Consider the following 25,884-nt stretch of genomic DNA (forward strand, 5'->3'; position numbering starts at 1 on the left):
AGGCGTTACCGAAGGGTCAGCCGCGGTCTATCTCAGGGTCTGTGCCCGAGAGCCGCCGATAGCGGCGCTGCCAGGCCACCCGGACAGCTCCGACCCGCGTGATGTACACCCCGGGCGCGAGCATGACCAGCCACAGCGCGAAAAACTGCCACAAGGGAGTGTCGTCCGTTGCGCGACCGGTGAGGTACATGAAGGCGCCCAAAGCCCCGAAGACGACGGTCACCACAACCATCACGATCCCGACCACGAGCAGCCCCACCGGGGAGTGGATCGGGGTGCTTTCGGAATTGCCCGAACCCATCGGGAACGGCTCTCGGAGCCCGTATGGGTCGTTGGGCCGCTTATCGCTCCACCAATCCATGCCCATTCCCTTTCGTCGTCCCGCCCCCACGAGGGATGATGCCGCCGATGGCACACCGTGGCCCAGACGCGACGAGCATAACCGCCGCCGGGTGCGCCACGGGAGGGTTCGGTGCGAGCGCGTGCGGGCAACGACCAGCCGGAGGGCTACAACCGCGCTTGTCAGATTGGATACCAACCAGGATGAGCGCACAGATCCTATACACTGAAGCGCGACCTCTCGAGAGCGGAATGCATCACTTGTGGAGGGCGGGCACCGGCATCGGCGCGTCGGAGCGTCCCAGGGAAACCCACCCACCGGCGGGGTGAACGAGTAGTGACGAGGGAGTCGTGATACATCAGCATTTTCAACCCGAGTGGCTGGAGTCGTTCCTTGCGGTGGCCGACACGGGGAGCTTCAGCGAGGCGGCATCGCGGCTGCACCGCTCGCAGCCGCGGGTGAGCACCCACGTGGCACAACTCGAGGCAGCGATACGTCAGTCCCTGTTCGACCGCCGCCGCCGTCCGGTCACCCTCACGGACGCGGGGGTGATCATGGCCGTCCACGCCCGGCGCGTGCTGCAGGCGCTGGACGAGGCGGCGGACGCGTTCGGGGACGCGACCGGCGCGATACGGGGAACCGTGACACTCGGGACGCATCCGTCCATCTCGGCCGGCTACATGCCCGGGTTGTTGTCGCGGCTGAAGCGATCGGCACCCGGGGTGGCGATCGAGCTCACCGAGAAGACGACCACACAACTCGTCGAATCCCTCAGGCAGGGCACCATCGACCTGGCGATCCGCTCGCTCACTCTCGAGAGCGAGGGCAGCACGCTGGCCTACGTTCCCCTGTGGCGCGAACGACTCACCGCGGTGTTCCCGGCGGCCCGCGGCGTCGGTGAGCGTGGCGAGCCCCTGTCCCCGCACGAACTCGACGGCAAGGACCTCATCGTCATCGCACGGCCGGGCGCGTCCATCGACCCGGAGTTCGCCGCCGCCTTCGCCCGCTGGGGAATCTCACCCCGCATCGCCGGACGCACGGAGGAGCCCCAGACCCTCATCAACCTCGTCCGGGCAGGGCTGGGGGTAGGTGTGCTCAACGAACTCGCCCTCGACGCCTTCTCATCGTCCGGCATCGTCGGCCGGCCCATCACCGAGGGCGGTGACGGACGCGTCGTCGCCCTGTGCTGGAACGCCGCCGGCTACCTGACCAGGGCGGCTCGCGCGGTGGCGCACGCGGTGCTGACGCACCCCGCACCCACCCACGCCACCCCGCTCGGGCCGGTGAGCGAGGCCATGCTCGGGCGACGCCCCGACGTGGACGCGCTCATGAACCTCGCCGAGACCACCACGGACTCACGCCCCTGAGCCGCTCCCCGCGTCCGGCCGGGCACCCGGACCAGGGAACGCCGCGAGGACAGCATCGGTGAGCACATCGAGACCCAACTCCCCCAGGTCGAGCGCCACGCGATGGAACTCCGGCAGGCTGAACGCGCCGGGATCCTGGGCACGCACCCGCTCGCGCAGATCGAGCCAGCAGCGCTCACCCAGCTTGTAGGAGGGGGCCTGGCCCGGCCAGCCGTAGTAGCGCAGCAACTCGTAGCGAGCGTTGGGCTCGGCGAGCCGGGTGTGGTCGTTGAAGTACCTCCATGCCTTGTCCCACCTCCACTCGCCACCGCCGACCGATGCCGGGGCCGGCAACCCACAGTGGATACCCAGGTCGAGGACGACCCTCACCGCGCGCAACGAGGCATCGTCCAGCTGGCCCATCACCATGCCGGGATCGGTGACCAGCCCCAACTCGGGCATGAGTCGCTCGGCGTACAGAGCCCAGCCCTCGGCGTGCGCCGAGACCCACACACCGTTGCGGCGCCACAGGTTGAGATCGCGGTTCGCGATCGCCGACGCTATCTGCAGGTGATGACCGGGCACACCCTCGTGATACACGGTCGTGAGTTCGTGCCAGGCGCGGAACGTGTCGACGCCCTCGGGAACCGACCACCACATGCGGCCGGGACGGCTGAAGTCGTCACTGGGGCCGGTGTAGTAGATGCCGCCGTCGTGTGTGTCGGCGATGCGGCACTCCAGCCGCCGGATCTGCTCGGGAATGGCGAAGTGGCCACCGTCGACGAGCAGGCGGATCGCCTCGTCCGCGCGCTCCTGCATCCATCGCGCGAGCGCGTCGACCCCGTGGATCTGGTAGCGGGGGTCGGCGTCCAGCGCATCCTGCGCCTGCCCCACCGAGGCTCCCGGGACGATCCGGTCCGCCACCTCGGCCATCTGCGCGTCGAGGCGCGCCACTTCCTCCTGACCCCAGGCGTAGGTCTCGTCCACATCGATCGTGGTCCCCAGGAACTGCCGGGACGCCAGCAGGTACCGCTCGCGACCCACCCCGTCGCGATCCGCCGCGCGTGGGGCGAGATGCGACGCCAATCGGTTCGCAGCGGCGTCGAATGCCTGCTTGGCCACCTGCAGGGCGGACGACAACTCGCCCGCCAGCGAGCCGGGGCGGGTGCCCGCGGCGGCACCGAGGGAGTCGAAGTAGCCGCCGGGAGCGACCCAGGCCCGGCACTGTTCGATCAGCACGTCCACCTGGCGGGCCGCAGGCGGCAGTCCGGCGCCGATGGCGGCGTCCTGCGAGACGAACCAGCCCTCGATCGCCTCGGGCACCGCCCGCAGACGCCTGGCGATGAGCGCCCAGTCGTCGTCGGTGGACTGCGGCATGAGGTCGTGCACCTGCTGGATCGCATGCAGCCCCGTGGCGATGCCGTTGACGTCGGGCAGGTCCTCGCCCGCATCGTGGGTCTCGACCTCAAGACCGAGTCGCTCGTCGAGGGCCGCCAGGGTGACGCGATCGGTCTCGTCGACCGGGCGCAGCGTGTGTGCCTCGGCCAGCGTCCGGGACGCGAGGTCGGCCAGTGCCGCGTGCCCATCCGGCGAGAAGTCGTCGTAGCGATCCTGGCCGGACGACAGGCCGAGCATGGTCGCGTCGATCGGCGAGAGATCGAGCCGCGCCCGGTAGTAGCGCTCGGCAAGTTCGTCGACCGGGGTGGCGGGGCGGGTGGAGCGAGGTGCGTCGGGGTGTTCGGAGGTCATGGCGCTCACCCTAGGGCTCTTCGGTGACGGGGTCGCACTCGTTCGTGGCGACAGGAACGAATCTGTCAGGACGAGGGCGTGACAGAACTTACCCAATGGTGGCTCCCGGCACCCTCGCTTTGCTCAACACCCCTTGTCGCAGCATCCAGCACCACTGGTTGCGGAAGTTCGGTCACGCGCTGGCACCTTGATCGGCCCCGTGGCCGGTCACGCCATCGGCCTGCCCAACCTGCCGAGCACACAACTGGCCCGTGTCCACCCCGTGTCGGGCGTTCCCTACACCAACGGCGGCACGCCCTGGGGCAACGCGGTGGCCGGCCGGAACTCCTTCGAGCAGACGGTCGAGTTCCTGCACCGCCACAGTTGAGGCCCGCTCGTCGAAACGCCCGTTGAGCCAGCCGAAACGAGCTCCGTCCCTTCGACAAGCTCAGGGACCACCACCCGAAACGCCCGTTGAGCTTGTCGAAACGCCGTTGCCCTTCGACAGGCTCAGGGGGCATCTGTCGAAACGCTCGTTGAGCCTGTCGAAACGCTCGTTGAGCCTGTCGAAACGCTCGTTGAGCCTGTCGAAACGAGTTCCCGGCGTCGGCACGATGAATGTGGAAGATTGTGGTGCGTAGTCGAACCACAATCTTCCACGTTGATCCTCAGCGGTAGTGGCGGGTCTCCCCCTCGTCCGGCAGAAGGACGTCGCCGACCACCTGCGCGGGCTCGTCGAACACCCAATCGCCCTTGACCACCAGCGAGGTGGCCTGCCGGAGCGAGGGGACGACGCGCACCCGCTCGTCGAAGTCGGAGACCAGCTTGTAGTAGGCCGACGTCAGGTCGATCAGGGGAATGGCCGAGGTCGTCAGCAGGCGACCGTCGTCAGCCAGCGCGAACACGTCCGAGCGCAGCAGCATCAGCTCGTTGGTGGTCTTGACCGGCAGGAACCGGTCACGACCCACCGCGATCGCGCGGGCACCGTCGAAGGCCTCGATCGCCGCGCCCATGGCCGTCTCCAGTTGAACGACCTTGGGGGACGAGAAGTCGGTCGGGTCGACCGTCTTCACGTTGCGGATCAGCGGGAGCCCGAGCACCCCCTTGCGCTCCACCATCGCGTCACGCACCTGCTGCAGGTCGAACCACAGGTTGTTGGTGTGGAAGTAGGGGTGAACGGTCTCGTCCTGGAAGTACTTCTGGTCCTCGTCCGAGGTCTGCGCGGAGTCGCGGAGGATGAGGCGGCCGTCGGACCGCCGGACGGCCAGGTGACCACCCTTGCGGTCGTTGGGCGTGCGGGTGCAGACCTCGGCCGCATACGGCGCACCGGTCGAGGCGAACCAACCCGCCAAGCGGGCGTTCGGGGCGGCCCCGAGGTTGTCGCCGTTGGCGACGCTCGCATACCGGAAGCCCTTGGCCAGCAGCTCGTCCAGAATCCCGGAGCCCAGCAGCGCGGTATAGATGTCGCCGTGGCCGGGAGGGCACCATTCGAGATCGGGATCCGCGGGCCACGAGGCCGGGGTCAGGTCGGCGGCGAGAAGCTTGGGTTCCCGGTTCTGGAGGAAGTCCAACGGCAGTCCCTCGACCGCCAGGTCGGTGTACCGCTCCAGGTAGGCCAGGGTGTCGTCCCTCGTGCGGAAGCTGTCCATGAACAGCAACGGCAGACGCGCGCCGTGGGCCCGCCTGGCATGACGCACCTGTTCGACGATGATGTCGAGGAAGTTCTTGCCGTCACGCACCGGGAGCAGGGTCTTGGCGGCCTCGAGGCCCATGGACGTGCCCAGGCCGCCGTTGAGCTTGATGATGACCGTCCGGCCGAGCGCCTCGGACGCCGCGTCGTCCGGGACGCTCACGTCGTCCAGCTTCGGCGGGTCGGTCAGCGGCTGGATGGAATCCTCGCTGATGAGGCCGGTCGCCCCCTGTTTGGCCAGTTCGTAATAGTGGCTGAAGACGTCGATGGCCACCTGATCGGCACCGGCGGCACGCATCTTGGCGATGCTGCGGGTCAGCCCGTCGGCCTGCTCGGGTTCAGGGGTGTGTGCGTTCACTTGTTCCTCCCTAGGGTCGGGATGCGATCTGCACGTGCTCGGTGGCGGCGCCGGCCCGGGGTCGGGGGACGTCGGCCATCACGCATGATTCACCGGGGCCGTTCCCCCCAGGACGGGGTGGGGTACGGTCCTGAGCGCGGGGCCGGGACCCGGTTCGAGCTCCAGTACGAGCACCTGGTTGGCCCCTGGTCGCAGGATCGGGGCCGGGACGTAGAGGGTTCGTTGCGGACCCACATGCCAGAACCTACCAAGCGCGAACCCGTTGATCCACACCGATCCCTTCCCCCACCCGGCGGTGTCGAGGAACAGGTCGGCGGGCTCGTCCACCACGATGGTCCCGATCCGGAACACCGGGACGCCGAATGGGGTCGCCTTCCCACCGGTGGCGACAAAGCCGACGGCTTCCAGGAGTTCATCGAACAGCTCCAGCCGAACCGGCAGCGCCTCCCATCCTCCGTGGATGCGCCCCTCCAGCCTCGCAGGCCCGATGACGCCCTTCGGTTCCCCGATCAGCGGGCCGTAGTCGACCCGCCCGAGGTCTTCCACCAGCAGGGTCATCTCAGCGGAGCCGGGGGCGAGATCGATCGCGCAGGCGTCCCCTCGCGTCCACGAGCCGACCGGCGCGCCGTCGACGAACGCCAGGGCCCGGTCGCGCACCTCGCCGAGTTCCAGTCTCGCCGGGCGGACGGGATCCACGCGGGTGCGGTAGTACGTGAGCCCCCGGAACCGGCCCAGGGCATCCATCGTCGGGGGATCCTCGTGCCGTGTCCAGTGGCCCAACCGTTCGGCCACGAGGGCAAGATCGGCGACCTGATCGAAGGAGCCTGTCAGAGCCGGTGCGGGGTGCGGGGGTGCCGGACGCTCCTCAGGAATCTCGGTGTACGAGGCGATGACCTCGCGGAATGCCCAGTACTTGGCCGTCGGATCACCGGCCTCGTCCAGCGGCGCGTCGTAGTCGTAGCTCGTGACGATGGGCGCGTAGGACTCGTGGTGGTTGGCGCCGCTGGTGAACCCGAAGTTCGTGCCGCCGTGAAACATGTAGAGGTTGACCGAGGCGCCGGTCGACAGCAGGTCGTCCAGGTCGCGCGCCGCCTCACCCGCGTCGGTGACATGGTGAGGCCCGGCCCAGTCATCGAACCAACCGTCCCAGTACTCCATCACCATCAGGGGCCCACCCGGCTGATGACGCCGCAACGTGGCGAGCCGTTCCCGCGACCGCGAGCCGAACGACGCCGTCCGATGGAGCTCCGGCAGCGAACCCGCGGCCAGCATGTCGTCCTGAGGCTGGTCGACGGTGGTCAGGGGCACTGTGATGCCGGCTCGTCTCGTCACCTCGACCAGCGTGCGCAGGTAGTCCGCGTCGTCCGAGTAGGCGCCGTACTCGTTCTCGATCTGGACGAGGACGACGGGCCCGCCCCGCTCGATCTGACGAGGAGCGACGACCTCGTGAACCCGTTGCAGGTAGCGCGTCACCTCGGCAAGGTAGCGGGGCTCCGACCGGCGGACGCTCACGTCGGGATCGGCCGACAGCCAGCCCGGGAGTCCCCCGTTGTCCCATTCCGCGCAGATGTAGGGGCCCGGCCGGACGATCGCATGCATCTTCTCGGCCGCGACCAGGTCGAGGAACCGGCCCAGATCGAGGCCGTCGTCCCACGACCATTCCCCCCGGACCAGCTCGTGGGCGTTCCAGGCGACGTACGTCTCGATCGTGTTGAGTCCCAGGAGCCTGGCCTTGTGGATCCGGTCGGCCCAGTACGCGGGGTGCACCCTGAAGTAATGCAGGGCCCCGGAGAGGATCCGGAAGGGTTCGCCGTCGAGGAGGAAGTCCCGCTCGCCCAGGCGGAACGTGCTCACCGCGGAGTCCCCCGGTCCACGACCGGATGGCCGAGGGACTCGGGTGGCATCGCCGCGACGGGATTGGTCAGCGCGCCGAGCCCGCTGATGGTGATCGACACACTGTCGCCCGGCCGCAGCCAGCTCTGGTGGGCGAGTGCTCCGGCGAACTTCTGGGGAGTGCCGGTGGCGATCAGGTCGCCCGGCTCCAGCGTCATCGCCTGGCTGATGTGCGAGACGAGCCAGGCCGGGTCGCGGAACATCCGGCTGGTGTCGCTACGCAACGTCACTTCGCCGTTGCAACTGGCGGACACCTCCAGCGGGCCGGTGCCGTCGAGTTCGTCGCTGGTGATCACCGAGGGACCGAGAGGGCCGAAAGTGTCGAACGACTTGCCCAACAGCCACTGGCTGCCGCGCCCCTGCCAGTCGCGGGCACTCACGTCGTTGAAGATCGTGTAGCCGCCGATATGATCGCGCGCCTGCTCCGGCGTCAGCTGTCGTCCCCGGCGGCCGATCACCACCGTGAGCTCGGCCTCGTAGTCGACCTGCGTGGTGGTCGGGGGTATCAGGATCGGCTCGCCCGGCCCGATGAGCACATTGGGGGTCTTGGCAAAGATGTCGGGGAACTCCGGTGCCCGGCCGTCCTCCGAGCCCCGGTCGTCGGCCGAGGTGTGACCCCGGTAGTTGTACCCGACACACAGGATCTTGCCCGGCCGCGCCACCGGCGCCAGTAGCCGTGCTGTGTCGCGGGGGACGACCAGGCCGGGGTCGGCCTCGGCGACGGCCGCCCGCACCGACGCCAGCGCCGAGTCTCCCAGGGCGAACAGCTCACCCACGTCGGCCGGTCGTTCAGGCAGGACGCGGCTCACGTCCAGCACCCGGGCCCCACCGGGCCCGTCCAGCAGGCAGCCCAACCTCGGCCCGGCTCCGTCATCGAATCTCACCAGGTGCATCGCGTCCGCCTCACCAGTAGGGATGCCACTGCGGCCGGGCGATCCTGGCGAGCGCCTCCAGGTAGAAGTAGTCGCCCCACAGACAGCCTTCGTCGACACCGATCAGCTTGGGCATGTCGTAGACGGCACCCAGCAGGAGCGCGTCCGATGTGCCGGGCGCGGGCGCGTACCCGGCGGCCAGCGAATCGACCATCGCCTCGGCCGCGGCTCGATACCGGTCCGCTCGATCGCCGGCCACGTGACAGCCCAACTCGAGAAGGCCGCAGGCCGCGATCGCCGCGGCAGACGAATCACGGGGCTGCCCGCTGCCGTCACTGAAGACGAGATCCCAGTAGGCCACCTGGTCGGTGGGTAAGTGGTCGAGGAAGTACGCCGCACACCGTTCGGCAGCCTGCAGGAAGGTCTCGTCGCCGGTGTGCCGGTAGTTGACGCTGAAGCCGTAGATGCCCCAGGCCTGGCCTCGCGCCCAGCATGAGTCGTCGGCGTACCCCTGCTGGGTCGCCCCTCTCAGCGGTTCGCCCGTCACGGTGTCGAAGAAGAAGGTGTGGAAGGTCGAGTCGTCGGGGCGGATGATCGTGTCGCGCAACCGGCCGGCATGAGTCCTTGCGACCCGGGCATAGCGATCCTCCCCGCTGACGCGTGAGGCCCAGTAGAGGAGGGGCATGTTCATGAGGGAGTCGATGATCGCCCGGCCCTGCTGGTCGGGGTCGCTCAGGTCTCCCCATGCCTGGATGATTCCCGCGGGCTCGACGTAGCGGCTCATCAGATGGTCGGACGCCAGCAGTGCCGCTCGGCGAGCGCTGTCGTCCCCCAGCAGTTCGTACGGCACGACGCACGACAGCGTGTAGAGGAATCCCAGGTCGTGGGTGTGCAGATCGATCCCCTCGGCGACCCGTCGGGCGAAGTCGGACATGTGCCGAAGCCCCGCCGCCCGGTATCGCTCCTCACCGGTCAGCTCCCAGGCGAGCCAGAGCTGCCCCGGCCAGAATCCGGTCGTCCAGCCGCGATTGGCTCCTTCCGGGAACTCGGCGGTGGCCGGACGAGAGCGGTATCGGCCGTCCACGGTCGTGTCGTCCGGGTAGCCATGTGCGAAAGGGGCCAGGTTGGCATCGACGGTCGCCAACGCGGTTGCCAACGCACCTTCCCGGGAAGGCACGATCAGTGCCTGACTAGCTGTCATCGGCAGAGTCCTCTCTTGAGCCGGCATGATGCCGCGCAGGGGTCAGTGGACGTCCACGACGGGGACGCCGGGTTCGGGCGGTAGAGGGCCGGACGCCGCGTGCGCGGCGTGAGCCACCCCGACGAGCGAGCGGTGGCAGTTGGCCCGCACCACGTACAGGGCGGGGGCCAGCGCGATGCCCAGCCCGAGCGCCGGCGCCCTGACGACCAGTGCCGCCAGCACGCCCAGCGCCGCCAACGAGACTGCGGTGAGATACCAGCGCCGGACTACGACGAACACCGCGGCCTTCACCACGTCGCGGATCCCGGCCTGCGGGCATTCCTGCCGGACGACCAGGACCATGGGGAACACGGCCAGGGCGACGACGATCCCGGTGGCCAGCGGTGGGATCACCACGGCACCCGCGCGGTGTCCCCAGAAGAACGCGATGTCGGCGGCGAACGCCGCGACGACGAGAGTCGCGACCCCACCGATGGCCAGCGACCGGCCCAGGCCCTTCCACCACGCGCTGAAGAACGTGCGCACCACGTCGGCCGACCCGTCCCGCTCGTGAGCGGCGAACACCGCGAACGCCGCGGACAGCGCCGGGGCCACCAGCGGGCACAGCAGCGCGAGAACCGGCCACGTCACAGCCAGGTCGGTGGCGAGCAGCACGGCCACGGCCGGCAGCGTGACCACCACGACGAGGAGACTGGTCATCAGCCCGAGATACACGGTGCCGAAGATCATGGGGAAGGCGTGTTGAGCGAATCGGCGCATCTGTCAGCCCTTCATCCCGGAGGTCGCGATGCCTTCCAGGAAGTAACGCTGCCCCAGAAGGAACACGATCAGGATCGGCAGCACCGACAGCACCGAGCCGGTCATGATCAGCGCGTACTCCGCGTTGTACTGCGAGATGAACGTGCGCAGGCCGAGTTGGATGGTCCACAGGTCAGGGCTGCGCAGATAGACCAGGGGACCGAGGAAGTCGTTCCACGTGGTGACGAACATGAGCAGCGTGAGGCTCGCGATGGCCGGCACCGACAGTGGCATCATGATCCGCCGGTAGATGCCGAACTCGCTCAGCCCGTCCAGGCGCGCGGCTTCGCTCAGTTCCTCGGGGATGGTGTCGAAGTACTGCTTCATCAGGAAGACACCGAAGGCGCCGAAGGCCTGCAGAGCGACGATCGACCACAGCGTGTTGGACAGCCCCAGCTTCGAGAACAGGATGAACTGCGGAATCATGTACGACTGCCACGGCACGGCGATCGTCCCGATGTAGGCGAGGAAGAGCACGTCCCGACCGGGAAAGCGGGTCTTGGAGAAGCCGTACGCGGCAAAACTGCCGGTGAACACCTGAAGAGCCGTCACGACCACCGACAGGAACAGCGTGTTCTTGAGCCATGTGAGCATGTCGGACTTCACCCAGATAGTGACGTAGTTCTCCCACTGGGGCACCGACGGCCACCATTGGACCGGCACGGTGAACACCTCGTTGTTCGTCTTCAGGGACGAAGCCACCATCCAGTAGAACGGCAGGAGCACCAGGGCGGCCGCGATGACCAGCACCACGTAGAGCAGGATTCTCCCCACCAGGCTCACGCGGCTGCGGTTGTGGTCGCGCGGGGGGCCGTCGAGGACTGCGGCCAGATCGATGTCGGGGGCTTCGGCTACGACCGCCATCATGCGTCCTTCCGCTTGTTGTAGAGGAACTGGATGACCGTGACCGCGATACAGATCGCGAACAGGACGATGGAGACAGCTGACGCGTACCCGAAGTCGTTCTCGTAGAACCCCTTCTGGTAGATGTACTGCGACAGGACGAGGGTCGACTGTCCCGGGCCGCCCTCGGTCATGACCAGGATCAGGTCGAAGACCTTGAAGCTGCCGATCGTCAGCATCACGGTGACGAAGAACGTGGTGGGACGCAGCATCGGCAGCGTCACGCCCCAGAACTGCTGCCAGCGGTTCGCGCCGTCCACCCGCGCAGCCTCGTACAGCTCACGGGGAACGGTCTGGAGCCCCGCGAGGAAGAGCAGCATGTAATAGCCCATCTCACGCCAGGTTCCGACGATGATCACCGCCGGCATCGACCACGTGGCCGACGCCGTCCAACCGGGTGGGTTGTCGATTCCGATGGCACGCAGGAACTGGTTGATCGGCCCGTAGTCAGGGCTGAACAACGTGTTCCACACCACGGCGATGGCGACGATGGACGTGATGTAGGGGAAGAAGGCGGCGGTCCGGAAGAACGCCAGGCCCCGGATCCTGCGGTTCAGCAGCAGGGCCAGCCCCAGCGAGACCACCAGCGTGAGCGGGATGTGGAAGGCGGTGTAGTAGACGGTGTTCCACAGCGCGGTCCAGAAGCTGCCGTCGTTCCACATGCGGACGAAGTTCTCCACACCGGTGAACTTCGCCTTGCCGAACGCGTTCCAACTCGTGAACGCGTAGTAGAAGAGCGTGACCACCGGCACCATGGTGAGCAGCGCGAACCCTACGAAGTTCGGCAGAATGAAACCCCATCCTTGAAGGGCATTTCGCAGCCACAGGCGTCGGAGCGGACCGCGGGTGCCGACGGCACCGGTCGGACGGGCGATTGCGACACTGGATTCGGACATGTTCGGCCTCCTGGTCGGGAGCGTGGTGGCGGGACCGCGGGAACCGCTGGCCCCGCCACCGTCGCGCCGCACTCGGGTCACTTGTTGAGGACCTCGTCCTGCGCGCGCTGCTCGGCATCGGCTATGCCCTCGTCCACCGTGACGCTCTTGGAGAGGATCGCCGAATGCGTCTCGTTGAGCAGGTTCTGGATCGCGGCGGTGTGCTCCGACACCGGGTTCTCCGGCTTGACCTCGTGCGTCGAGAATGCGAACTTCGACAACTCGTCGGTCGGTGCACCGTCGGTCGCGAAGAACGTGTCGACGACGTCATCGGACGTGAGAGCAGGAGTGATGCCGATGCCGGCCATTGCCTTGGCCCCATCCGGACCCGCGGCGAACGCCAGGAAATCCTTGGCCGTCTGGACCTTGTCCTCGTCCAGCGCCGGGTTGATGCCCAGCCCGGTCGGGTCGGCGAACGTCACCGGGACGTTGTCGGTACCGGTGGTGCTCTCGTCGTACTGCGGGGCGGGTGCGATGCCCCACTCGAACGCGTCGGCGTCACCGCTCGCCTGCTGTGCGATCAGCGTCGCGATGTACCACGTGCCCATCGGCAGGAGCGCCGCCTTCTGCTTGCCGAACTGCGCCTGGTAGGTGAGCTTGTTCGTGGTGACCGTGCCGTAGTCGGGCATCGCCCCGGCATCGGCCAGCGCCAATGAACGCTCGTAGTACGGCGTGAGGTAGCTGAAGTCACCGCTGAGAAGGTCGGCGCCCGGGGTCTGCGCGAGCGCGAATCCCTGGACGACCGACTGCCAGCTGTGCTGATAGGCACCTTGCGCACCGTCGGCCCCCAGAGCCGCGGTCAGTTGCTCCGCGGCGGTGACGTAGTCGTCCCAGGTCCAGGTGCCGTCGGGTTCGGCGACACCGGCCTTGGCGAACAGATCCTTGTTGTAGAAGATCACCCAGGCGTCCTGACGGTAAGGGATCGCCCATGTCTTGCCGTCGACCTCGTACGCGTCCAGGCCGCCGGTCTCGTCCGAGAGCTCCGTGGCCACGTCCGAGACGTCGAGCAGTTGCTCGCCGTCCTGGTAGGTGTAGAAGTTCTTCAGGTTCTTCTGCACATAGATGTCGGGAGCGGTGCCGGCCGCCAGGTCGGCGACCATCTGGGTGTCGTAGTTGTTGCCGTCCTGGTACTCCTTGACCTCCACCTTGTACTTCGGATCGGTGGCGTTGAAGGCGTCGGCCAGCGTCTGGAACTCGGGCGTGCTGGCAAGGCTCCAGCCGGCGAGGGTGAGCGTGCCGGTCGCCTCGCTGCCATCGCCGGAGGACTCGCCGCCGCCGCACGAGGACAGGGCCAGGGCGAACGTGACCGCCGCCGTGGCCATCATCAGTGGGAATCGCCTCATTGCTACTCCTGTTGAAGTTGGGTCCGGGCATCGAGCCCGGGGTTATCGTCCGCCGGCCGTCGGTTGTTCTGATGACCGGCCGATCCGAGCCCTGGTGTCCGTCGTGACCCCATCGGGCCACTGGATACGGATCGCCAGGCTGGCACCGGCCTCGGTCAACTCCTCGACCGTGCAGGTGCCCTCATCGCCAGCGTTCGTGCTGGCGAAGAATTCGATCAGGACGCCCATCCAGACACCGGGTACCGGGTCCAGGGCCGTCCATGGTGTGCAGCTGAACTCACCGAGCGGGCTCGCGCCGGTTCGTGAGTCGATTCCGGGCCTCGTATCGCCCAGGACACCCGTGATCCTCGACACGAGCCACCCGTCCGACACCGAAGCGGTTCGGCCGGTGCGCACCGAGCCGGTCGTCCCGGCGATCCGGGACTCGTCCCCCGACACGGGCCAGCCGCCGATCCGCAACGTGGTCGCCGCGTCACCCGCGAGGGAGTCGATGCGGACGAGGCGTACCTCCCACCTGTCCCGGACGAGCGACACGACGGTCAGCACGCCTGCCGGGTGTGCCTCGCCCGTGTAGCCGTAGCCGTGGTTCTGCTGCACCGGATCGGGATCGAGCCAGTGGGCGGAGGACCGCGAGGCCGCCCAGGCGATCGGGACAGGGGCGTCCGCGATACCCAGATCGAGCACCTCCATGCCCGCTCGGTGGGTGGCGATGCCATCGGCGTCGAGCAGGGTGACGCTCTGGTCGACGGGCGAGACCCAACTCGCCACGTCGAGCAGGGGGAAGGTCGCCGTGGAGTAGCCGAGGCGGGCGTACAGGGGAGAGTCGCCGCACATCGCCCCGGGCTCGGCATGATCCGTGCCGTGATTGATCACCCGGACCAGACCGTCCTCCCTGGTGCCGGAGACGATCCACGCGGGCGCTTCCACGACGCGAAGGGTGTCGGCACGCTCGACGGGAAGCGGGATCTCGGGCGCCTCCCACACGGGGTGGTCGGCGGGCAGCGCGATGCCGAGCAATCCCTTGCTGGCCCAATAGGGCGAGCCGGGCCCCGAGTACGCCTGGGCCAGGCCCTGCCACCGGCGAAACCACCCGGTCGAGAGCAGGCCCGCGTCGTCCGGCACCCCGCGGGCGGCGAAATGCTGGACGATCCGTGTGGCCGCCCGCCGCAGTTGCCCGGCGGGGACCGAGGGCACGCCCGCGATGACGCCGGTCCAGAAAGGAGCGGCCGCCGCGAACCGGTATGCCAGGCTGCGGCCCTCGATGAGCGGCGACCCGTCGCCGCCGACCAGGTGGATCGCGTCGGTGAGGTAGCGGTCGAGCATGGCGGTGTCGTGCTCGCGTCGCGGCGCGGCGAATTCCTCGGCGCCCGCCATCCTGCCCCACAAGGTCGGGTACACGTGCAGGGCCCATCCGACATAGTGATCGTAGGAACGCTCTCGGCCGTCGGCCATCCAGCCGCCGGCACGCGCGAAGCCGTCGTGAGTGGCGAGGTCCTCGGCCATCTCGCCGAGCGAGAACGGTCCGCCGACCGAGCGGAGGAAGGTCTGCACCACGAGGCGGAACCAGACCCAGTTGATCCGGGGATAGGTGTCGTCGCCGACGACGTGGGACAGATACGCGACGACCCGCTCCTGAACCACCGGATCGAGGCGATCCCAGATCCAGGGACGCGTGAGGTCGAGCACCAGCGCTATCGAGGCCGCCTCCACCTTCGCCTGCGGGTGTTCATCCATGCGCAGCCAGCGCTCGGGGGACGAGGGGTCGGTGCCCGTGGCAAGCCCCTGGGCGTACCAGTCGGCCAGACCGTCGGGATCGGCGCCACGCTCCCCCGCGAGGCGGAAGCCGGCCAGCAGGAAGGTTCGGGCGAAGCCCTCCAGGCCGTCGACCCGGCGACCGTAGCCGCCCTCGGGCCCCGGGAGGACGATCATCGAATGGCCGGGAGATGCGTACGGACGAACCGCGGTGACAAGACGATCGGCGAACGCGACGAGCTCGGGACGTCCCCACCGGCTCGACAGCGATCTGCCTTCGTTGGCTTCCATGTCACGTCCTCTTGGCCCGTTGCTCATCCGTGAGTTCGAACTTATGATCAATATTGATCATTTAGGCGTCCGTGTTCGTAAACTGTACACAAACGATCCTCTCGGAGTCAATATCGGACGTTTCTCAGCGTATCCAACCGTTCTGATACGATCAGGATCGAACAATGTCGTTCGTTTGACGAAAGGGGTGACCGTGGCGGACAATCCGCGCTTCATCGGCCCGCTCGCCGAGCTGTGGGCTCCGCGGTCTCCCGACTGGTTGGACGGCATCCTGCTCGCCCCGGAGGAGAGCCTGCCCATACCGCCCGCGGACGATCGCGCGGTATGGGCCCCCACCGTGGGCTCCGCCGACCAGAACGCTCTCGCCGCGATCATGAGCCGGGCCGACGACGATCTCGGCCGCCCCTGGCCCATCCCACGCGCCACCCAGTACGCGCGATACTTCCGTGACGGCGACCGCGACGAGTACGAGCAGACGGTGTTCGCGCGGCAACGCCGGCTCAGCCGCGCGGCGGTCGCAGCCGCCACCACCCTGGCCCCCGAATGGCTCGACGAGGTGGCCGACGGCGTGATCCTGCTCTGCGAGCAGAGCTCGTGGTGCTGGCCCGCACACGACGACACGCACCGGCGACACGGAGCCGTCCTTCCCACCGCATCGTCGCCCTTTCTCGATCTCGGTGCAGGCGAGGTGGTCGCCCAGCTCGCCTGGATCGATCATCTGCTGGGCCGCGAGCTGGACGAGCACGTCCCGGGCGTATGTGCCCGTATCCGCCACGAAGCGGCTCTACGGGTCATCGACCCGTTCCTCACCCGACGCGACTGGCACTGGATCGGGCTCGACGGCGACGTCCACAACTGGAATCCCTGGATCCACGGCAACGTACTGGTAGCGGCCCTGGCCCTCATGGAGCCGTCGCCGGCCCGCGACCGCGTCATCGGCCTGGTCGTCGAAGGCCTCGACCGCTACGTGGCCGCGCTGCCCCCCGACGGCGCCACCGACGAGGGCTACTCCTACTGGTGGAACGGCGCCTGCCGTGCCCTGGAGGCCCTCGGCCTGCTCGCGCACGCCACCGGGGGCCGCCTCGACGCGGTGTCACAGGTGCCCGCCCTCCGTGCCACAGTCGCCTTCCCGCACCGGATGCACCTGGGCGACGACTGGTACCTCAACGTGGCCGACGGCCAGGCACGCCCGACCGATCAGCAGCCGTGGCAGGCCGTTCACCAGGCGGCCCTGCGGGTTGGCGACGACCTGGCCCGAGCCCACGCCGTCGCCCACCGCGACACCGCGGGCGCCCTGGCCTCTGAAGCCCTGGGGCTCGGCCGACTGCTCGGTGCGCTCACCGATCCGGAGTGGCTGCGGTCGCCACCCATGACCTCGCCCCTACCGCGCGACGTCTGGCTCCCTTCGATCCAGGTGCTGATGGCGCGGCCGACTGCGGGCAGCACCGCGGGCCTGACGTTGGCCGCCAAGGGCGGGAACAACGGTGAACACCACAACCACAACGACGTCGGCAGCGTGGTGGTCGCCCTGGGCGGCGTACCGGTGCTCGTCGACGCCGGACGGCCCACCTACACCGCCCAGACGTTCGGTCCCGACCGCTACGGCATCTGGACGATGCAGAGTTCCTGGCACGGCGTCCCCGAGATCCGTGGCGTCGCCCAGCCCGCCGGGGTGCGGTACGCGGCACGCGACGTACGGGCCGTGGCGGGCGCGTCCACGACCTCACTCACCCTCGATCTCGCCCTGTGCTACCCGGAGGCCGGCGTTCGATCGTGGCGGCGCACCTCCGCGCTCGACCGCGAGTTCGGGATCGTCACGATCACCGATACCTGGCAGCTGGACGCGGACCCCCTCGCGCCGGCCTGCGTCCTCCATCTCGTACTGGCCGGCGCCGTCGAGCAGACGGGCGACCGAAGCCTGCTCGTCCATGCGCTGGAGGACGCCGGGACGGTCGAGGTGGAGGCATCGGCCGGCACCTTCTCGATCGAGGTCAAGGCGTTGGACGACCCCCTCCTGTCGGAGGTGTGGGGGCCCGAGCTCGTCCGCGCCACCGTGACCCTGGGCCGCAGCACGGCGGGCACCTGCACGGTGAGCATCCGCGAGACCGCCCATGGACGAGCCACCAGCAGACGGGGGACGACAGCATGACACTCGAACCACACAACGGCCTCCTTCCCGGCAGCCGTCGCGTCTACCTGCTCCAGGCGCTGACCCAGCAGGGCAGCGTGCGCGTGGCCGACGTCGCGGACGCGCTGGGGGTGTCGTCCATCACGATCCGGCGCGATCTCGCGCAGCTGGCCGACGAGGGGCTCGTCCATCGGGTGCACGGCGGCGCCCAGCTCATCAGGGACGCCTCCATCCCCATCCAACCCGCGGTTCCCGTCGTGGCCACTCGGACACCGACGTCGACCAGCGTGGGCATGATCGTCCCCTCACTGGACTACTACTGGCCGGAGATCGTCCGCGGGGCCGAGGAAGAAGCGCGTTCACGAGGACTGCACACCGTGCTGCGGGGCTCGTCCTACGGCAACGACGACGACCAGACGCAGATCGAGCATCTGCTGGACCAGGCACGCGTGGGCGGACTGTTGCTCGCTCCCAACATGGACTCACCCAGAGCGGCCGAGATGCTCGACTGGCTCGTGACCACCGGAGTGCCGTCCGTGCTGGTGGAACGGCAGGCCACCGTTCCCCCTCATGACCAGCCGATGGAATCGGTGGTGTCCGACCACGCCTCGGGCGCGATGGCAGCGGTGCGGCACCTCGTGGATCTCGGCCACACACGGGTGGGGCTCGTCCTCAGCGAACAGAGTCCCACCGGGCCCCACGTCCGGCGTGGCTGGATCCAGGCCAGTGCCGAGTGTGGGCTGGACGTCTCCGGGGTCGTCGATCGCATGGTGGCGCGGCGCCAGTCGCTCGACGCCGACCCGGTGATCGGCGACATCATCGACGAATGCCTGTCGTCAGGCACGACCGCCCTGCTCGTCCACGCCGATCCCGAGGCGATCGCCATCGTCCAGCAGTGCCAGAACCAGGGCCTGCACGTTCCCGGGGATCTGTCGATCGTCGCCTACGACGACGAGGTCGCCGGGTTGTTCAGCCCGGCGATCACGGCGGTGCGCCCACCACGCAGTTCCATCGGGCGTGCCGCGATGTGGCTGCTCGCGAGCCGCATGGACGACGCCCACCTGCCGACCCACCGCATCGTGGTCACCCCGAAGCTCCAGGTCCGCGACTCGACCGGCCCGGCGACGCGCGTTCAGGACTGACCGTCCGGCCGGTCGTCCAGCGCCTGCTCGATCGCGGCGGTCTCCTCCTCCGCGCGGGCGATGAGTTCGGTGTCGTCGAGGCCGTCGTCGGCGAACTCGATCGTGGCGGACGACACGAGGTCGCCGGTCACGCCGGGAGACACGTCGCGCCACGCCAGCCGGTTGACGAACGCGGCCACCTGCCGCGCCGAGAAACGACAGCCGTCGAATTCCACATCGGCCGCACAGTGCGCGTCCTCGACCAGCGTGACCGCCAGTCCGCGGTGCTGGGCCCCCAGATAGGTGCGGAGCACCCCCGCGTCGGATCCGAGGCCGACGATCCAGCAGTGCCCGGCCTCCAGCACGACCGAGACGACATGGGCCAGGTCGGTGTCGGCGAAGGCATCGTCCCAGGCATGGTCGACCAGTTGTTCGGCGGGCTCCGGGGCGAGCGCGTCGACCACCTGCCAGCCGGGCTCACCGACGCGCAGGTCCGCGTCCGTGCGTCGAAGCCACACGACCGGCACCCCGGCGAGGCGGGCACGATCGACGACGCCTGCGATGACGGCGATCACGCCGTCCGCGCGGGGCATGCCCGCAGCGACGCCGGCCTGCGCGTCCACCACGAGGAGCGCCGACGCTTCGAGGTCGGGAATCGGACTCACGACGAAAGCCTATCCTCCGGTCAATGTGCCCCCCGGTAGCGCGAAGGCCGCGCCGGGTGGTGAGATTGGCTCATGGGACTGCGGGACATCTTCGGCCGCGCGGGGGGCTCGTCCCCCGCGGACGAGACCGCCGTGCCGGTGACCGAGGCGCTCTCGCTGCTCGCCTCCGGCGGGGTCGTCATCGACGTGCGTACCCGCGCCGAATACGAGCGTGGGCACCTGCCGGGGGCGCGGCTGGTGCCGATCAACGACCTGCGCAGCTCTCCCCTGGAGGCCATCTGGGGACGCGATCCGCTCGCCATGCTCGACCCGGAGACCCCTGATCGGGCCGTCATCGTGGTGAGCGCGAGCCCGGCCCATGCCGGGGCGATCGCCCACCTGCTACGGGACGAGGGCTTCAACGCCCACACGCTGGCCGGCGGTCTCCTCGGCTGGGTACGCGACGGTCAGGTGCTCATCCCGGGGCCGCCTCGCTGAGAGCCCCCGAGCCTGTCGAAGGACCCTGAACCCTGTCGAAGGACCCTGAGCCCTGCCGGAGGACCTCTGAGCTTGTTGAAGAGGTATCGGCGAGCCTGCCGAAGGACCCCTGAGCTTGTCGAAGGGACCCCTGAGCCCTGTCGAAGGACCCCTGAGCCTGCCGAAGGGACCCCTGAGCCTGCCGAAGGGACCCCTGAGCCTGTCGAAGGGGTATCGGCGACGTTTCGACTTTGGGGAAACCCGCCGGTAGACTTGTCCCTCGTGTTCTTGGCGCGCCCGCGTCCAGAGCACGGCATTCGCCCTCCTGCCACGGGAAAGACCCGCGGCCGTCCAGTCCGAAGGAGGTGGAGTTAGCGTATGCGCAAATACGAGATCATGGTCATCATCGACCCCGACGTCGACGAGCGCCAGGTGCCTGCTCTGCTGGAGAAGCATCTGAAGACCATCACCGCTGGTGAAGGCACCGTCGACGGCCAGGACATCTGGGGTCGGCGCCGCATGGCCTACGAGATCAACAAGAAGCCCGAAGGCATCTATGCGGTCCTCGGCGTCACGGCCGAGCCGCATGTCGTCTCCGAGATGGATCGTCTGATGACGATCGACGAGCAGATCATGCGCACCAAGGTGATGCGCACCGACAAGTAGGGACGCCCCCTCGGCGCGTCTCCTGCCGGTTCCGGCGGGCCGCGTTCGGAGGGACTTTTCCACAGCCCGGGTCCCATGTGTCAGCGCAGGCTGGCACGCTTGGAGCAACGGGCCGACGAAGGTTCCCGCACACACTCGTATCGGAGGAACAGATGGCTGGCGACACCCAGATCACGCTGATCGGCAATCTGACCAGCGACCCCGACCTGCGCTTCACCCCCTCGGGGGCGGCGGTGGCCAACTTCACGGTCGCCTCGACGCCGCGCACGTTCGATCGGCAGAACAATGAGTGGAAAGATGGCGAGACCATGTTCCTCAACTGCTCGATCTGGCGACAGGCGGCAGAGAACGTGGCCGAGACGCTGACCAAGGGCATGCGAGTGATCGTCCAGGGCCGCCTGAAGTCGCGCAGCTACGACGACCGCGAGGGCAACCGCCGTACGGTCTTCGAGGTCGAGGTCGAGGAAGTCGGCCCCTCCCTGCGCTATGCGACCGCCAAGGTCGCCCGGACGTCGTCCGGCTCCGGCGGTAACTGGCAGGGCGGCGGCCAAGGTGGCGGTCAGGGTGGCGCCAACCAATCCGGCGACAACTGGAACTCGGGCGGCGGCAACCAGTCGTCCAACCGAGGCGCCATGAACGATCCGTGGGCCAACGCCCAGAGCGAGGAACCTCCCTTCTGATCGACACGCCTGATCGGCAGCCTCAGCGCGGCCGACGCGGCAATCACACATCCACAAGGCACATTCCGGTGAGAACCGGGCTCAGGGGACGGAGATCCCCGCTAGACAAAGGAGCACCACAATGGCCGGTCCACAGCGCAAGCCCCAGAGCAAGCGCAAGATCGTCCCCGTCAAGGCGGTCAGGGTCGCGAACATCGACTACAAGGACACCGCCACGCTGCGGAAGTTCATCTCGGAGCGCGGCAAGATCCGTGCACGCAGGGTCACGGGCCTCAGCGTCCAGGATCAGCGCAAGGTCGCGATCGCGGTGAAGAACGCCCGCGAGCTCGCCCTGCTGCCCTACACGAGCACCGCTCGCTGACAAGAAGGGACGCTGACATGAAGCTCATTTTGACCGCGTCGATCGACAGCCTGGGTGCGCCCGGCGACGTCATCGAGGTCAAGGACGGCTACGGCCGCAACTACCTGCTGCCCCGCCATCTGGCGATCCCGTTCAACCGCGGGACCGCCAAGCAGATCGAGGGCATCCAGCGCGCACGCTCCGCCAAGCAGATCCGTGACAACGAGCATGCCGCTCAGGTGCGCGACCAGCTCGAGGGCCTGCAGATCACCATCTCGGCCCGGGCCGACGGCACCGGCAAGCTCTACGGCGCCGTCACCACCAACGAGGTCGCCCAGGCGATCAAGAAGGCCGGCGGACCCGCCATCGACAAGCGCGCCGTCAAGGTCACCAAGCCGATCAAGGCCGCGGGCACGCACACCGTCGCCGTCAGGCTGACGGACGCCGTGACCGCCCACGTGCCGGTCGAGGTCGTCACCGCCTGACCCACCCGCGTCGAACGAACTCCAGGCCCTGCCCGTCTCCATGTCGGGCAGGGCCTGGAGTTTTCTTGCGCCCGGATCGTCGCACGATGTGACGCGTCCTGGTCGTCATCAGTCCTGGTCGTCGTCATTGGCCGGCTGTACGTCGATTCGTGCCGTATCCGCGCGCCAAATCAACTCCCGCGAGCGAGATTTCGGGCGCGGGAGCTGATTTCGCTCGCGGGAGCCACGGCTTCTGGTCGGCCTCACCCGCGGTGCCGGACGATGGTCGCGCATCCGTCGGGTGCCACGACACCGCGTGCGGACGCGTCCCACCATCCGTTGTCAATGGCACCAGCCTGACCAGCGTGGCAGGATCGACGGGTGCGCGTCTACAACTTCTCCGCTGGTCCAGCCATGATGCCGATCGAGGTGCTCGAATCCGCCCAGGCCGAGCTCCTCGACTGGAAGGGTGGAATGTCGGTGATGGAGGTCTCGCACCGGGGCGGTGATTTCGTCGCCTGCGCCGCCGAGACGGAGGCCCTGCTGCGCGAGATCATGTCGATCCCGAGCAACTACACGGTGCTGTTCCTGCAGGGCGGCGCGTACGGCCAGTTCGCCGTCGTCCCCCTGAACCTCACGGCTCCCGGCGACAGCGTCGACTTCGTCCTCACCGGCTCGTGGAGCGACAAGGCGCTGGCCGAGGCGCGCAAGTTCGACCTCACGTGCAACGTCGTCGCGGACGAGAAGGCCTCCGGCTACACCCGTGCGCCCGATGCGGGCAGCTTCGCGGCGACGCCCGGCGCGGCCTACCTGCACTACACCCCCAACGAGACGATCGGTGGTGTCGAGTTCGGGTACATCCCCGAGACCGGCAACGTCCCGCTCGTGGCAGACCTGAGCTCGACGATCCTGTCCCGGCCCATCGACGTGTCGAAGTTCGGCGTCATCTTCGCCGGGACGCAGAAGAACATGGGCCCTGCCGGGATGGCCGTGGTCATCGTGCGCGACGACCTGCTCGATCGCGCCCGCACGGACACCCCCTCGGTGTGGAACTACAAGCTGATGGCCGAGCACGACTCGATGCTCAACACACCCCCCACGTTCTCGATCTATCTGCTCGGCAAGATCCTCGAGTGGGTGAAGACCCAGGGTGGGCTGGAGGGAATGGCCGGGCGCAATCGCCTGAAGGCCGAGACGCTCTACTCCTTCATCGACGCCTCGAGCTTCTACTCCAACCCGGTCGAGCCCGCGTCCCGCAGTTGGATGAACGTTCCGTTCCTCATGACGAACCCCGACCTCAACAAGCAGTTCGTGGCGGACGCGGCGCAGGCCGGTCTCACCAACCTCGCGGGGCACCGGTCGGTCGGGGGCATGCGCGCGTCCATCTACAACGCCATGCCGATCGAAGGGGTGCAGGCGCTCATCGCCTTCATGAAGGACTTCGAGCGTACTCACGGCTGAGGCAAACCTGGCCGCGACGGGAAGCCCGTCGTCCTCCACCGAGTCGGGGATGCCCGCGGCTCGCACCATCCAAGGCGGAGCACGCAAGAATCTGACGCCAGATCGCATTTTCGTCTCTTTCAGAGCCCAGATCGTGATCTGGCGTCAGATTTTCGCGTTCGCAGAGGCCCTCGGCGTCGACACTGCACGATCGCAGGTCTCACCCGACCGCCGGTGAACGCGGCTCTCGCACGGTGGGGCCGGGAGCACGCCGAGCCACACCCGAACCGGACCTTGTCAATCCGGGTTGCATGGCCTCCGACAACCCGGATTGCATGGGACGCGGCGTGGCGCACAGCGATTGCACGTAAATTCAGACGCGTGACCAACAAGAGCGTCTACATCGCATCGCCCGAGGGGTTGGTCGGCAAGAGCGCCATCGCCCTCGGGCTCATCGAATCCCTATCCCGCCAGGTCAAATCCGTGGGCATCTTCCGCCCGATGGTGATCGGTGACCACGACACCATCGCCCAGGCCCTGCTCGCACAAACCGGCATCGACCAGACCTACGACGAAGCCGTCGGGCTCACGGTCCGACAGACCGAGGACGATCCCGAGCAAGCCCTCACCCAGATCATCGAACAGTACGGTGCGCTGCAGGACCGCTACGACGCGCTCGTGGTCATCGGCAGCGACTACGAAGGCGTGGCCTCACCCACCGAGTTGGCGTTCAACGCCCGCGTCGCCGCGAACCTGAATGCTCCGGTGCTGCTGGTCGTCAGCGGCCGCGAGCGCGATGCCGACGAGGTCGTCGCCTCGGCCGAGCACGCGATCCGGTCGTTCGAGGATCAGCACGACAGGGTGATCGGCGTCATCGCCAACCGCGTGGACCCCGAGCACCTGGACGCCGTGAAGGCGGGGCTCGCCGCCATCGACCACGGGGTCAGCGCCGCGATCCCCGAGAGCGCGCTGCTCGCGGCCCCCTCGGTGCGGGCGCAGTTCGACCGGCTCGGCGCGCAGCTGTGGCGCGGCGACGAGAACAACCTCGACCGCGAGTCGCTGAGCGTGGTGGTCGCGGGCATGACTCTGCCGAACGTGCTCAACCGGCTCGAGCCGGAGTCCTCGGTCGTGGTCGCCTCCGACCGTACCGATCTGCTTCCCGGTCTGCTGCTGGCGCACTCCTCCGACACGTTCCCGAACCTCGCGTCCATCTTCCTGGTGGGTGGCTACGAGATCCCGGCCTCGGTCGGCAAGCTGCTCGACGGCCTCAGTGTCTCCGTGCCCGTCGGTCTGGTCCCCGACAAGGGAACATTCGCCACCGCGACCGAACTGCACGACACGCACGGCACGGTCATCGGGTCGGCCCGCAAGTTCACCGAGGCACTGAGCCTCTTCCAGGAGCACGTGGACGAGGAGTCCGTCGTCGCCGCCCTCGATCTGCCACGCGCCCAGCTGCGTACCCCGCGCATGTTCGAGTACCAGGTGATGCAGAAGGCCCGCGCCGACAAGAAGACCATCGTCCTCCCCGAGGCCGACGATGCCCGGATCCTGGAGGCCACCTCGATCCTGCTCAAGCGGAACGTCGCGAACATCGTCCTGCTGGGCGAGCCCGAGCAGGTCAAGCAGGACGCGGCCCGGCTCGGTTTCGACATCGCGGGCGCCCAGATCCAGTCGATGAGCGATCCCGAACTGGTGGAGAAGTTCTCGGCCAAGTACGCCGAACTGCGCGCCAAGAAGGGCGTGACCATCGAGCAGGCCCGCGAGAAGATGACCGATCCTTCGTACTTCGGCACGATGATGGTCCACTTCGGCATGGCCGACGGCATGGTGTCGGGCGCCGCGCACACGACGGCGAACACGATTCGCCCGGCTCTGGAGTTCATCAAGACCAAGCCGGGACGCAAGGTCGTCTCCGGCGCGTTCCTCATGGCGATGCCCGATCAGGTGCTGGTGTTCGCCGACTGCGCGGTCAACCCGAACCCGACCTCGGAGCAGCTCGCCGACATCGCGATCGCCACCGCCGCCACTGCCAAGGCGTTCGACATCGATCCGCGCGTCGCCATGCTGTCGTACTCGACAGGCACGTCGGGCTTCGGCGAGGACGTGGACGCCGTCCGCGAGGCGACCGAGTTGGTCAAGGCCACCCAGCCGGACTTCGCCGTGGCGGGGCCGATCCAGTTCGACGCCGCGATGGATCCCACTGTCGGCCGGCAGAAGATGCCCGACTCGCAGGTGGCGGGCCAGGCGACGGTCTACATCTTCCCCGACCTCAACACGGGCAACAACACCTACAAGGCCGTGCAGCGCACGTCCGGGGCCGTGGCGATCGGCCCGATGCTGCAGGGCCTCAACAAGCCGGTGAACGACCTGTCACGAGGTGCCCTGGTGCCCGACATCGTCAACACCGTCGCGATCACCGCGATCCAGGCGCAGATGGGCATCTGACCCAGCTGGTCGGACGCCTCGACGAGGCT

At 68.2% G+C, this 25,884-nt stretch carries 23 protein-coding genes; 11 read left to right on the forward strand and 12 right to left on the reverse strand.

Going from position 1 to position 25,884, the window contains the following annotated elements; genetic code table 11:
* Positions 1-16: 16 nt before the first annotated feature.
* On the reverse strand, positions 17-301 hold the full coding sequence (locus FB473_RS16320) for a hypothetical protein (RefSeq protein ID WP_167171411.1): 285 nt from the start codon (positions 299-301) through the stop codon (positions 17-19).
* Between the two features lie 389 nt (positions 302-690).
* Between FB473_RS16320 and FB473_RS16325 the strand changes: the two genes are divergently transcribed.
* Positions 691-1,707, forward strand: a complete 1,017-nt coding sequence (locus FB473_RS16325; RefSeq protein WP_167171414.1) for a LysR substrate-binding domain-containing protein — start codon at positions 691-693, stop codon at positions 1,705-1,707.
* Here FB473_RS16325 and FB473_RS16330 read toward each other — a convergent pair.
* A complete protein-coding gene (locus tag FB473_RS16330) occupies positions 1,696-3,435 on the reverse strand; it encodes a DUF885 domain-containing protein (RefSeq protein WP_167171417.1) in 1,740 nt (579 codons plus the stop codon). The two genes, FB473_RS16325 and FB473_RS16330, sit on opposite strands and share 12 nt — an antisense overlap.
* Positions 3,436-3,622: 187 nt before the next feature.
* On the opposite strand from FB473_RS16330, the gene FB473_RS16335 reads away from it, so the two are divergent.
* Positions 3,623-3,802 (forward strand): acyl-CoA thioester hydrolase/BAAT C-terminal domain-containing protein, encoded by a 180-nt coding sequence (locus FB473_RS16335; RefSeq protein WP_243864066.1) that lies wholly within the window; start codon positions 3,623-3,625, stop codon positions 3,800-3,802.
* A gap of 280 nt (positions 3,803-4,082) precedes the next feature.
* On the opposite strand, the gene FB473_RS16340 is transcribed toward FB473_RS16335, so the two are convergent.
* The 9 genes from FB473_RS16340 to FB473_RS16380 form a co-directional block, all read right to left on the reverse strand.
* Positions 4,083-5,402, reverse strand: coding sequence for a UTP--glucose-1-phosphate uridylyltransferase (locus FB473_RS16340; RefSeq protein ID WP_167171694.1), 1,320 nt, complete (start codon positions 5,400-5,402; stop codon positions 4,083-4,085).
* A gap of 138 nt (positions 5,403-5,540) precedes the next feature.
* Complete coding sequence (locus FB473_RS16345) at positions 5,541-7,316, reverse strand: beta-galactosidase (RefSeq protein WP_167171421.1); 1,776 nt, start codon at positions 7,314-7,316, stop codon at positions 5,541-5,543.
* Positions 7,313-8,248 carry a fumarylacetoacetate hydrolase family protein gene (locus FB473_RS16350; RefSeq protein ID WP_167171424.1) on the reverse strand — a complete coding sequence of 312 codons (936 nt, stop codon included), beginning with the start codon at positions 8,246-8,248 and terminating at the stop codon, positions 7,313-7,315. The genes FB473_RS16345 and FB473_RS16350 overlap by 4 nt, the downstream gene beginning before the upstream one ends.
* 10 nt (positions 8,249-8,258) lie before the next feature.
* Positions 8,259-9,383, reverse strand: coding sequence for a glycoside hydrolase family 88 protein (locus tag FB473_RS16355; RefSeq protein ID WP_208390876.1), 1,125 nt, complete (start codon positions 9,381-9,383; stop codon positions 8,259-8,261).
* Positions 9,384-9,470: 87 nt separating this feature from the next.
* Positions 9,471-10,187, reverse strand: coding sequence for a DUF624 domain-containing protein (locus FB473_RS16360; RefSeq protein WP_167171430.1), 717 nt, complete (start codon positions 10,185-10,187; stop codon positions 9,471-9,473).
* Positions 10,188-10,190: 3 nt separating this feature from the next.
* A complete protein-coding gene (locus tag FB473_RS16365) occupies positions 10,191-11,093 on the reverse strand; it encodes a carbohydrate ABC transporter permease (protein ID WP_243864067.1) in 903 nt (300 codons plus the stop codon).
* On the reverse strand, positions 11,090-12,025 hold the full coding sequence (locus FB473_RS16370; protein ID WP_167171435.1) for a carbohydrate ABC transporter permease: 936 nt from the start codon (positions 12,023-12,025) through the stop codon (positions 11,090-11,092). Before FB473_RS16370 ends, FB473_RS16365 begins: the two co-directional genes overlap by 4 nt.
* A gap of 77 nt (positions 12,026-12,102) precedes the next feature.
* The gene (locus FB473_RS16375) at positions 12,103-13,407 is read right to left on the reverse strand and encodes an ABC transporter substrate-binding protein (protein ID WP_167171438.1); all 1,305 of its coding nucleotides are present in this window, start codon (positions 13,405-13,407) and stop codon (positions 12,103-12,105) included.
* A 42-nt stretch (positions 13,408-13,449) separates the two neighbouring features.
* Positions 13,450-15,450 carry a DUF2264 domain-containing protein gene (locus tag FB473_RS16380; RefSeq protein WP_167171441.1) on the reverse strand — a complete coding sequence of 667 codons (2,001 nt, stop codon included), beginning with the start codon at positions 15,448-15,450 and terminating at the stop codon, positions 13,450-13,452.
* Between the two features lie 193 nt (positions 15,451-15,643).
* On the opposite strand from FB473_RS16380, the gene FB473_RS18540 reads away from it, so the two are divergent.
* Positions 15,644-17,599, forward strand: coding sequence for a heparinase II/III family protein (locus FB473_RS18540; protein ID WP_208390877.1), 1,956 nt, complete (start codon positions 15,644-15,646; stop codon positions 17,597-17,599).
* Complete coding sequence (locus tag FB473_RS16390; protein ID WP_167171448.1) at positions 17,596-18,720, forward strand: LacI family DNA-binding transcriptional regulator; 1,125 nt, start codon at positions 17,596-17,598, stop codon at positions 18,718-18,720. The genes FB473_RS18540 and FB473_RS16390 overlap by 4 nt, the downstream gene beginning before the upstream one ends.
* Here the strand turns inward: FB473_RS16390 and FB473_RS16395 are convergent.
* The gene (locus tag FB473_RS16395) at positions 18,711-19,364 is read right to left on the reverse strand and encodes an isochorismatase family protein (RefSeq protein WP_167171452.1); all 654 of its coding nucleotides are present in this window, start codon (positions 19,362-19,364) and stop codon (positions 18,711-18,713) included. The genes FB473_RS16390 and FB473_RS16395 overlap by 10 nt on opposite strands.
* A gap of 72 nt (positions 19,365-19,436) precedes the next feature.
* On the opposite strand from FB473_RS16395, the gene FB473_RS16400 reads away from it, so the two are divergent.
* The 7 genes from FB473_RS16400 to pta all read left to right on the forward strand — a co-directional run bounded on the left by FB473_RS16400 (position 19,437) and on the right by pta (position 25,855).
* The gene (locus FB473_RS16400) at positions 19,437-19,841 is read left to right on the forward strand and encodes a rhodanese-like domain-containing protein (RefSeq protein WP_167171456.1); all 405 of its coding nucleotides are present in this window, start codon (positions 19,437-19,439) and stop codon (positions 19,839-19,841) included.
* A 357-nt stretch (positions 19,842-20,198) separates the two neighbouring features.
* Positions 20,199-20,486, forward strand: a complete 288-nt coding sequence (rpsF, locus tag FB473_RS16405) for a 30S ribosomal protein S6 (RefSeq protein WP_167171459.1) — start codon at positions 20,199-20,201, stop codon at positions 20,484-20,486.
* Between the two features lie 152 nt (positions 20,487-20,638).
* On the forward strand, positions 20,639-21,166 hold the full coding sequence (locus tag FB473_RS16410) for a single-stranded DNA-binding protein (RefSeq protein ID WP_167171464.1): 528 nt from the start codon (positions 20,639-20,641) through the stop codon (positions 21,164-21,166).
* Positions 21,167-21,287: 121 nt separating this feature from the next.
* Positions 21,288-21,527, forward strand: coding sequence for a 30S ribosomal protein S18 (gene rpsR / locus FB473_RS16415; RefSeq protein ID WP_167171467.1), 240 nt, complete (start codon positions 21,288-21,290; stop codon positions 21,525-21,527).
* Between the two features lie 17 nt (positions 21,528-21,544).
* Positions 21,545-21,991 carry a 50S ribosomal protein L9 gene (gene rplI, locus FB473_RS16420; protein ID WP_167171470.1) on the forward strand — a complete coding sequence of 149 codons (447 nt, stop codon included), beginning with the start codon at positions 21,545-21,547 and terminating at the stop codon, positions 21,989-21,991.
* Positions 21,992-22,351: 360 nt separating this feature from the next.
* On the forward strand, positions 22,352-23,431 hold the full coding sequence (gene serC / locus FB473_RS16425) for a 3-phosphoserine/phosphohydroxythreonine transaminase (RefSeq protein ID WP_167171473.1): 1,080 nt from the start codon (positions 22,352-22,354) through the stop codon (positions 23,429-23,431).
* A 360-nt stretch (positions 23,432-23,791) separates the two neighbouring features.
* The gene (gene pta / locus FB473_RS16430; RefSeq protein WP_167171477.1) at positions 23,792-25,855 is read left to right on the forward strand and encodes a phosphate acetyltransferase; all 2,064 of its coding nucleotides are present in this window, start codon (positions 23,792-23,794) and stop codon (positions 25,853-25,855) included.
* The last annotated feature ends 29 nt before the right edge of the window (positions 25,856-25,884 follow it).

The organism is Brooklawnia cerclae, assembly GCF_011758645.1.
In the GTDB taxonomy this organism is placed as follows: Bacteria; Actinomycetota; Actinomycetes; order Propionibacteriales; family Propionibacteriaceae; genus Brooklawnia; species Brooklawnia cerclae.

Excerpts from the sequence above, each read along its gene's own strand:
- FB473_RS16380 (WP_167171441.1), bottom strand. The coding sequence starts at position 15,450 with ATGGAAGCCAACGAAGGCAGATCGCTGTCGAGCCGGTGGGGACGTCCC.
- FB473_RS16330 (WP_167171417.1), bottom strand. The coding sequence starts at position 3,435 with ATGACCTCCGAACACCCCGACGCACCTCGCTCCACCCGCCCCGCCACC.
- FB473_RS16360 (WP_167171430.1), bottom strand. The coding sequence starts at position 10,187 with ATGCGCCGATTCGCTCAACACGCCTTCCCCATGATCTTCGGCACCGTG.
- FB473_RS16320 (WP_167171411.1), bottom strand. The coding sequence starts at position 301 with ATGGGTTCGGGCAATTCCGAAAGCACCCCGATCCACTCCCCGGTGGGG.
- FB473_RS16410 (WP_167171464.1), top strand. The coding sequence starts at position 20,639 with ATGGCTGGCGACACCCAGATCACGCTGATCGGCAATCTGACCAGCGAC.
- FB473_RS16375 (WP_167171438.1), bottom strand. The coding sequence starts at position 13,407 with ATGAGGCGATTCCCACTGATGATGGCCACGGCGGCGGTCACGTTCGCC.
- FB473_RS16370 (WP_167171435.1), bottom strand. The coding sequence starts at position 12,025 with ATGTCCGAATCCAGTGTCGCAATCGCCCGTCCGACCGGTGCCGTCGGC.
- FB473_RS16350 (WP_167171424.1), bottom strand. The coding sequence starts at position 8,248 with ATGCACCTGGTGAGATTCGATGACGGAGCCGGGCCGAGGTTGGGCTGC.
- FB473_RS16390 (WP_167171448.1), top strand. The coding sequence starts at position 17,596 with ATGACACTCGAACCACACAACGGCCTCCTTCCCGGCAGCCGTCGCGTC.
- FB473_RS16400 (WP_167171456.1), top strand. The coding sequence starts at position 19,437 with ATGGGACTGCGGGACATCTTCGGCCGCGCGGGGGGCTCGTCCCCCGCG.
- FB473_RS16340 (WP_167171694.1), bottom strand. The coding sequence starts at position 5,402 with ATGCGTGCCGCCGGTGCCGATCAGGTGGCCATCGACGTCTTCAGCCAC.
- rpsF (WP_167171459.1), top strand. The coding sequence starts at position 20,199 with ATGCGCAAATACGAGATCATGGTCATCATCGACCCCGACGTCGACGAG.
- FB473_RS16365 (WP_243864067.1), bottom strand. The coding sequence starts at position 11,093 with ATGATGGCGGTCGTAGCCGAAGCCCCCGACATCGATCTGGCCGCAGTC.
- rpsR (WP_167171467.1), top strand. The coding sequence starts at position 21,288 with ATGGCCGGTCCACAGCGCAAGCCCCAGAGCAAGCGCAAGATCGTCCCC.
- rplI (WP_167171470.1), top strand. The coding sequence starts at position 21,545 with ATGAAGCTCATTTTGACCGCGTCGATCGACAGCCTGGGTGCGCCCGGC.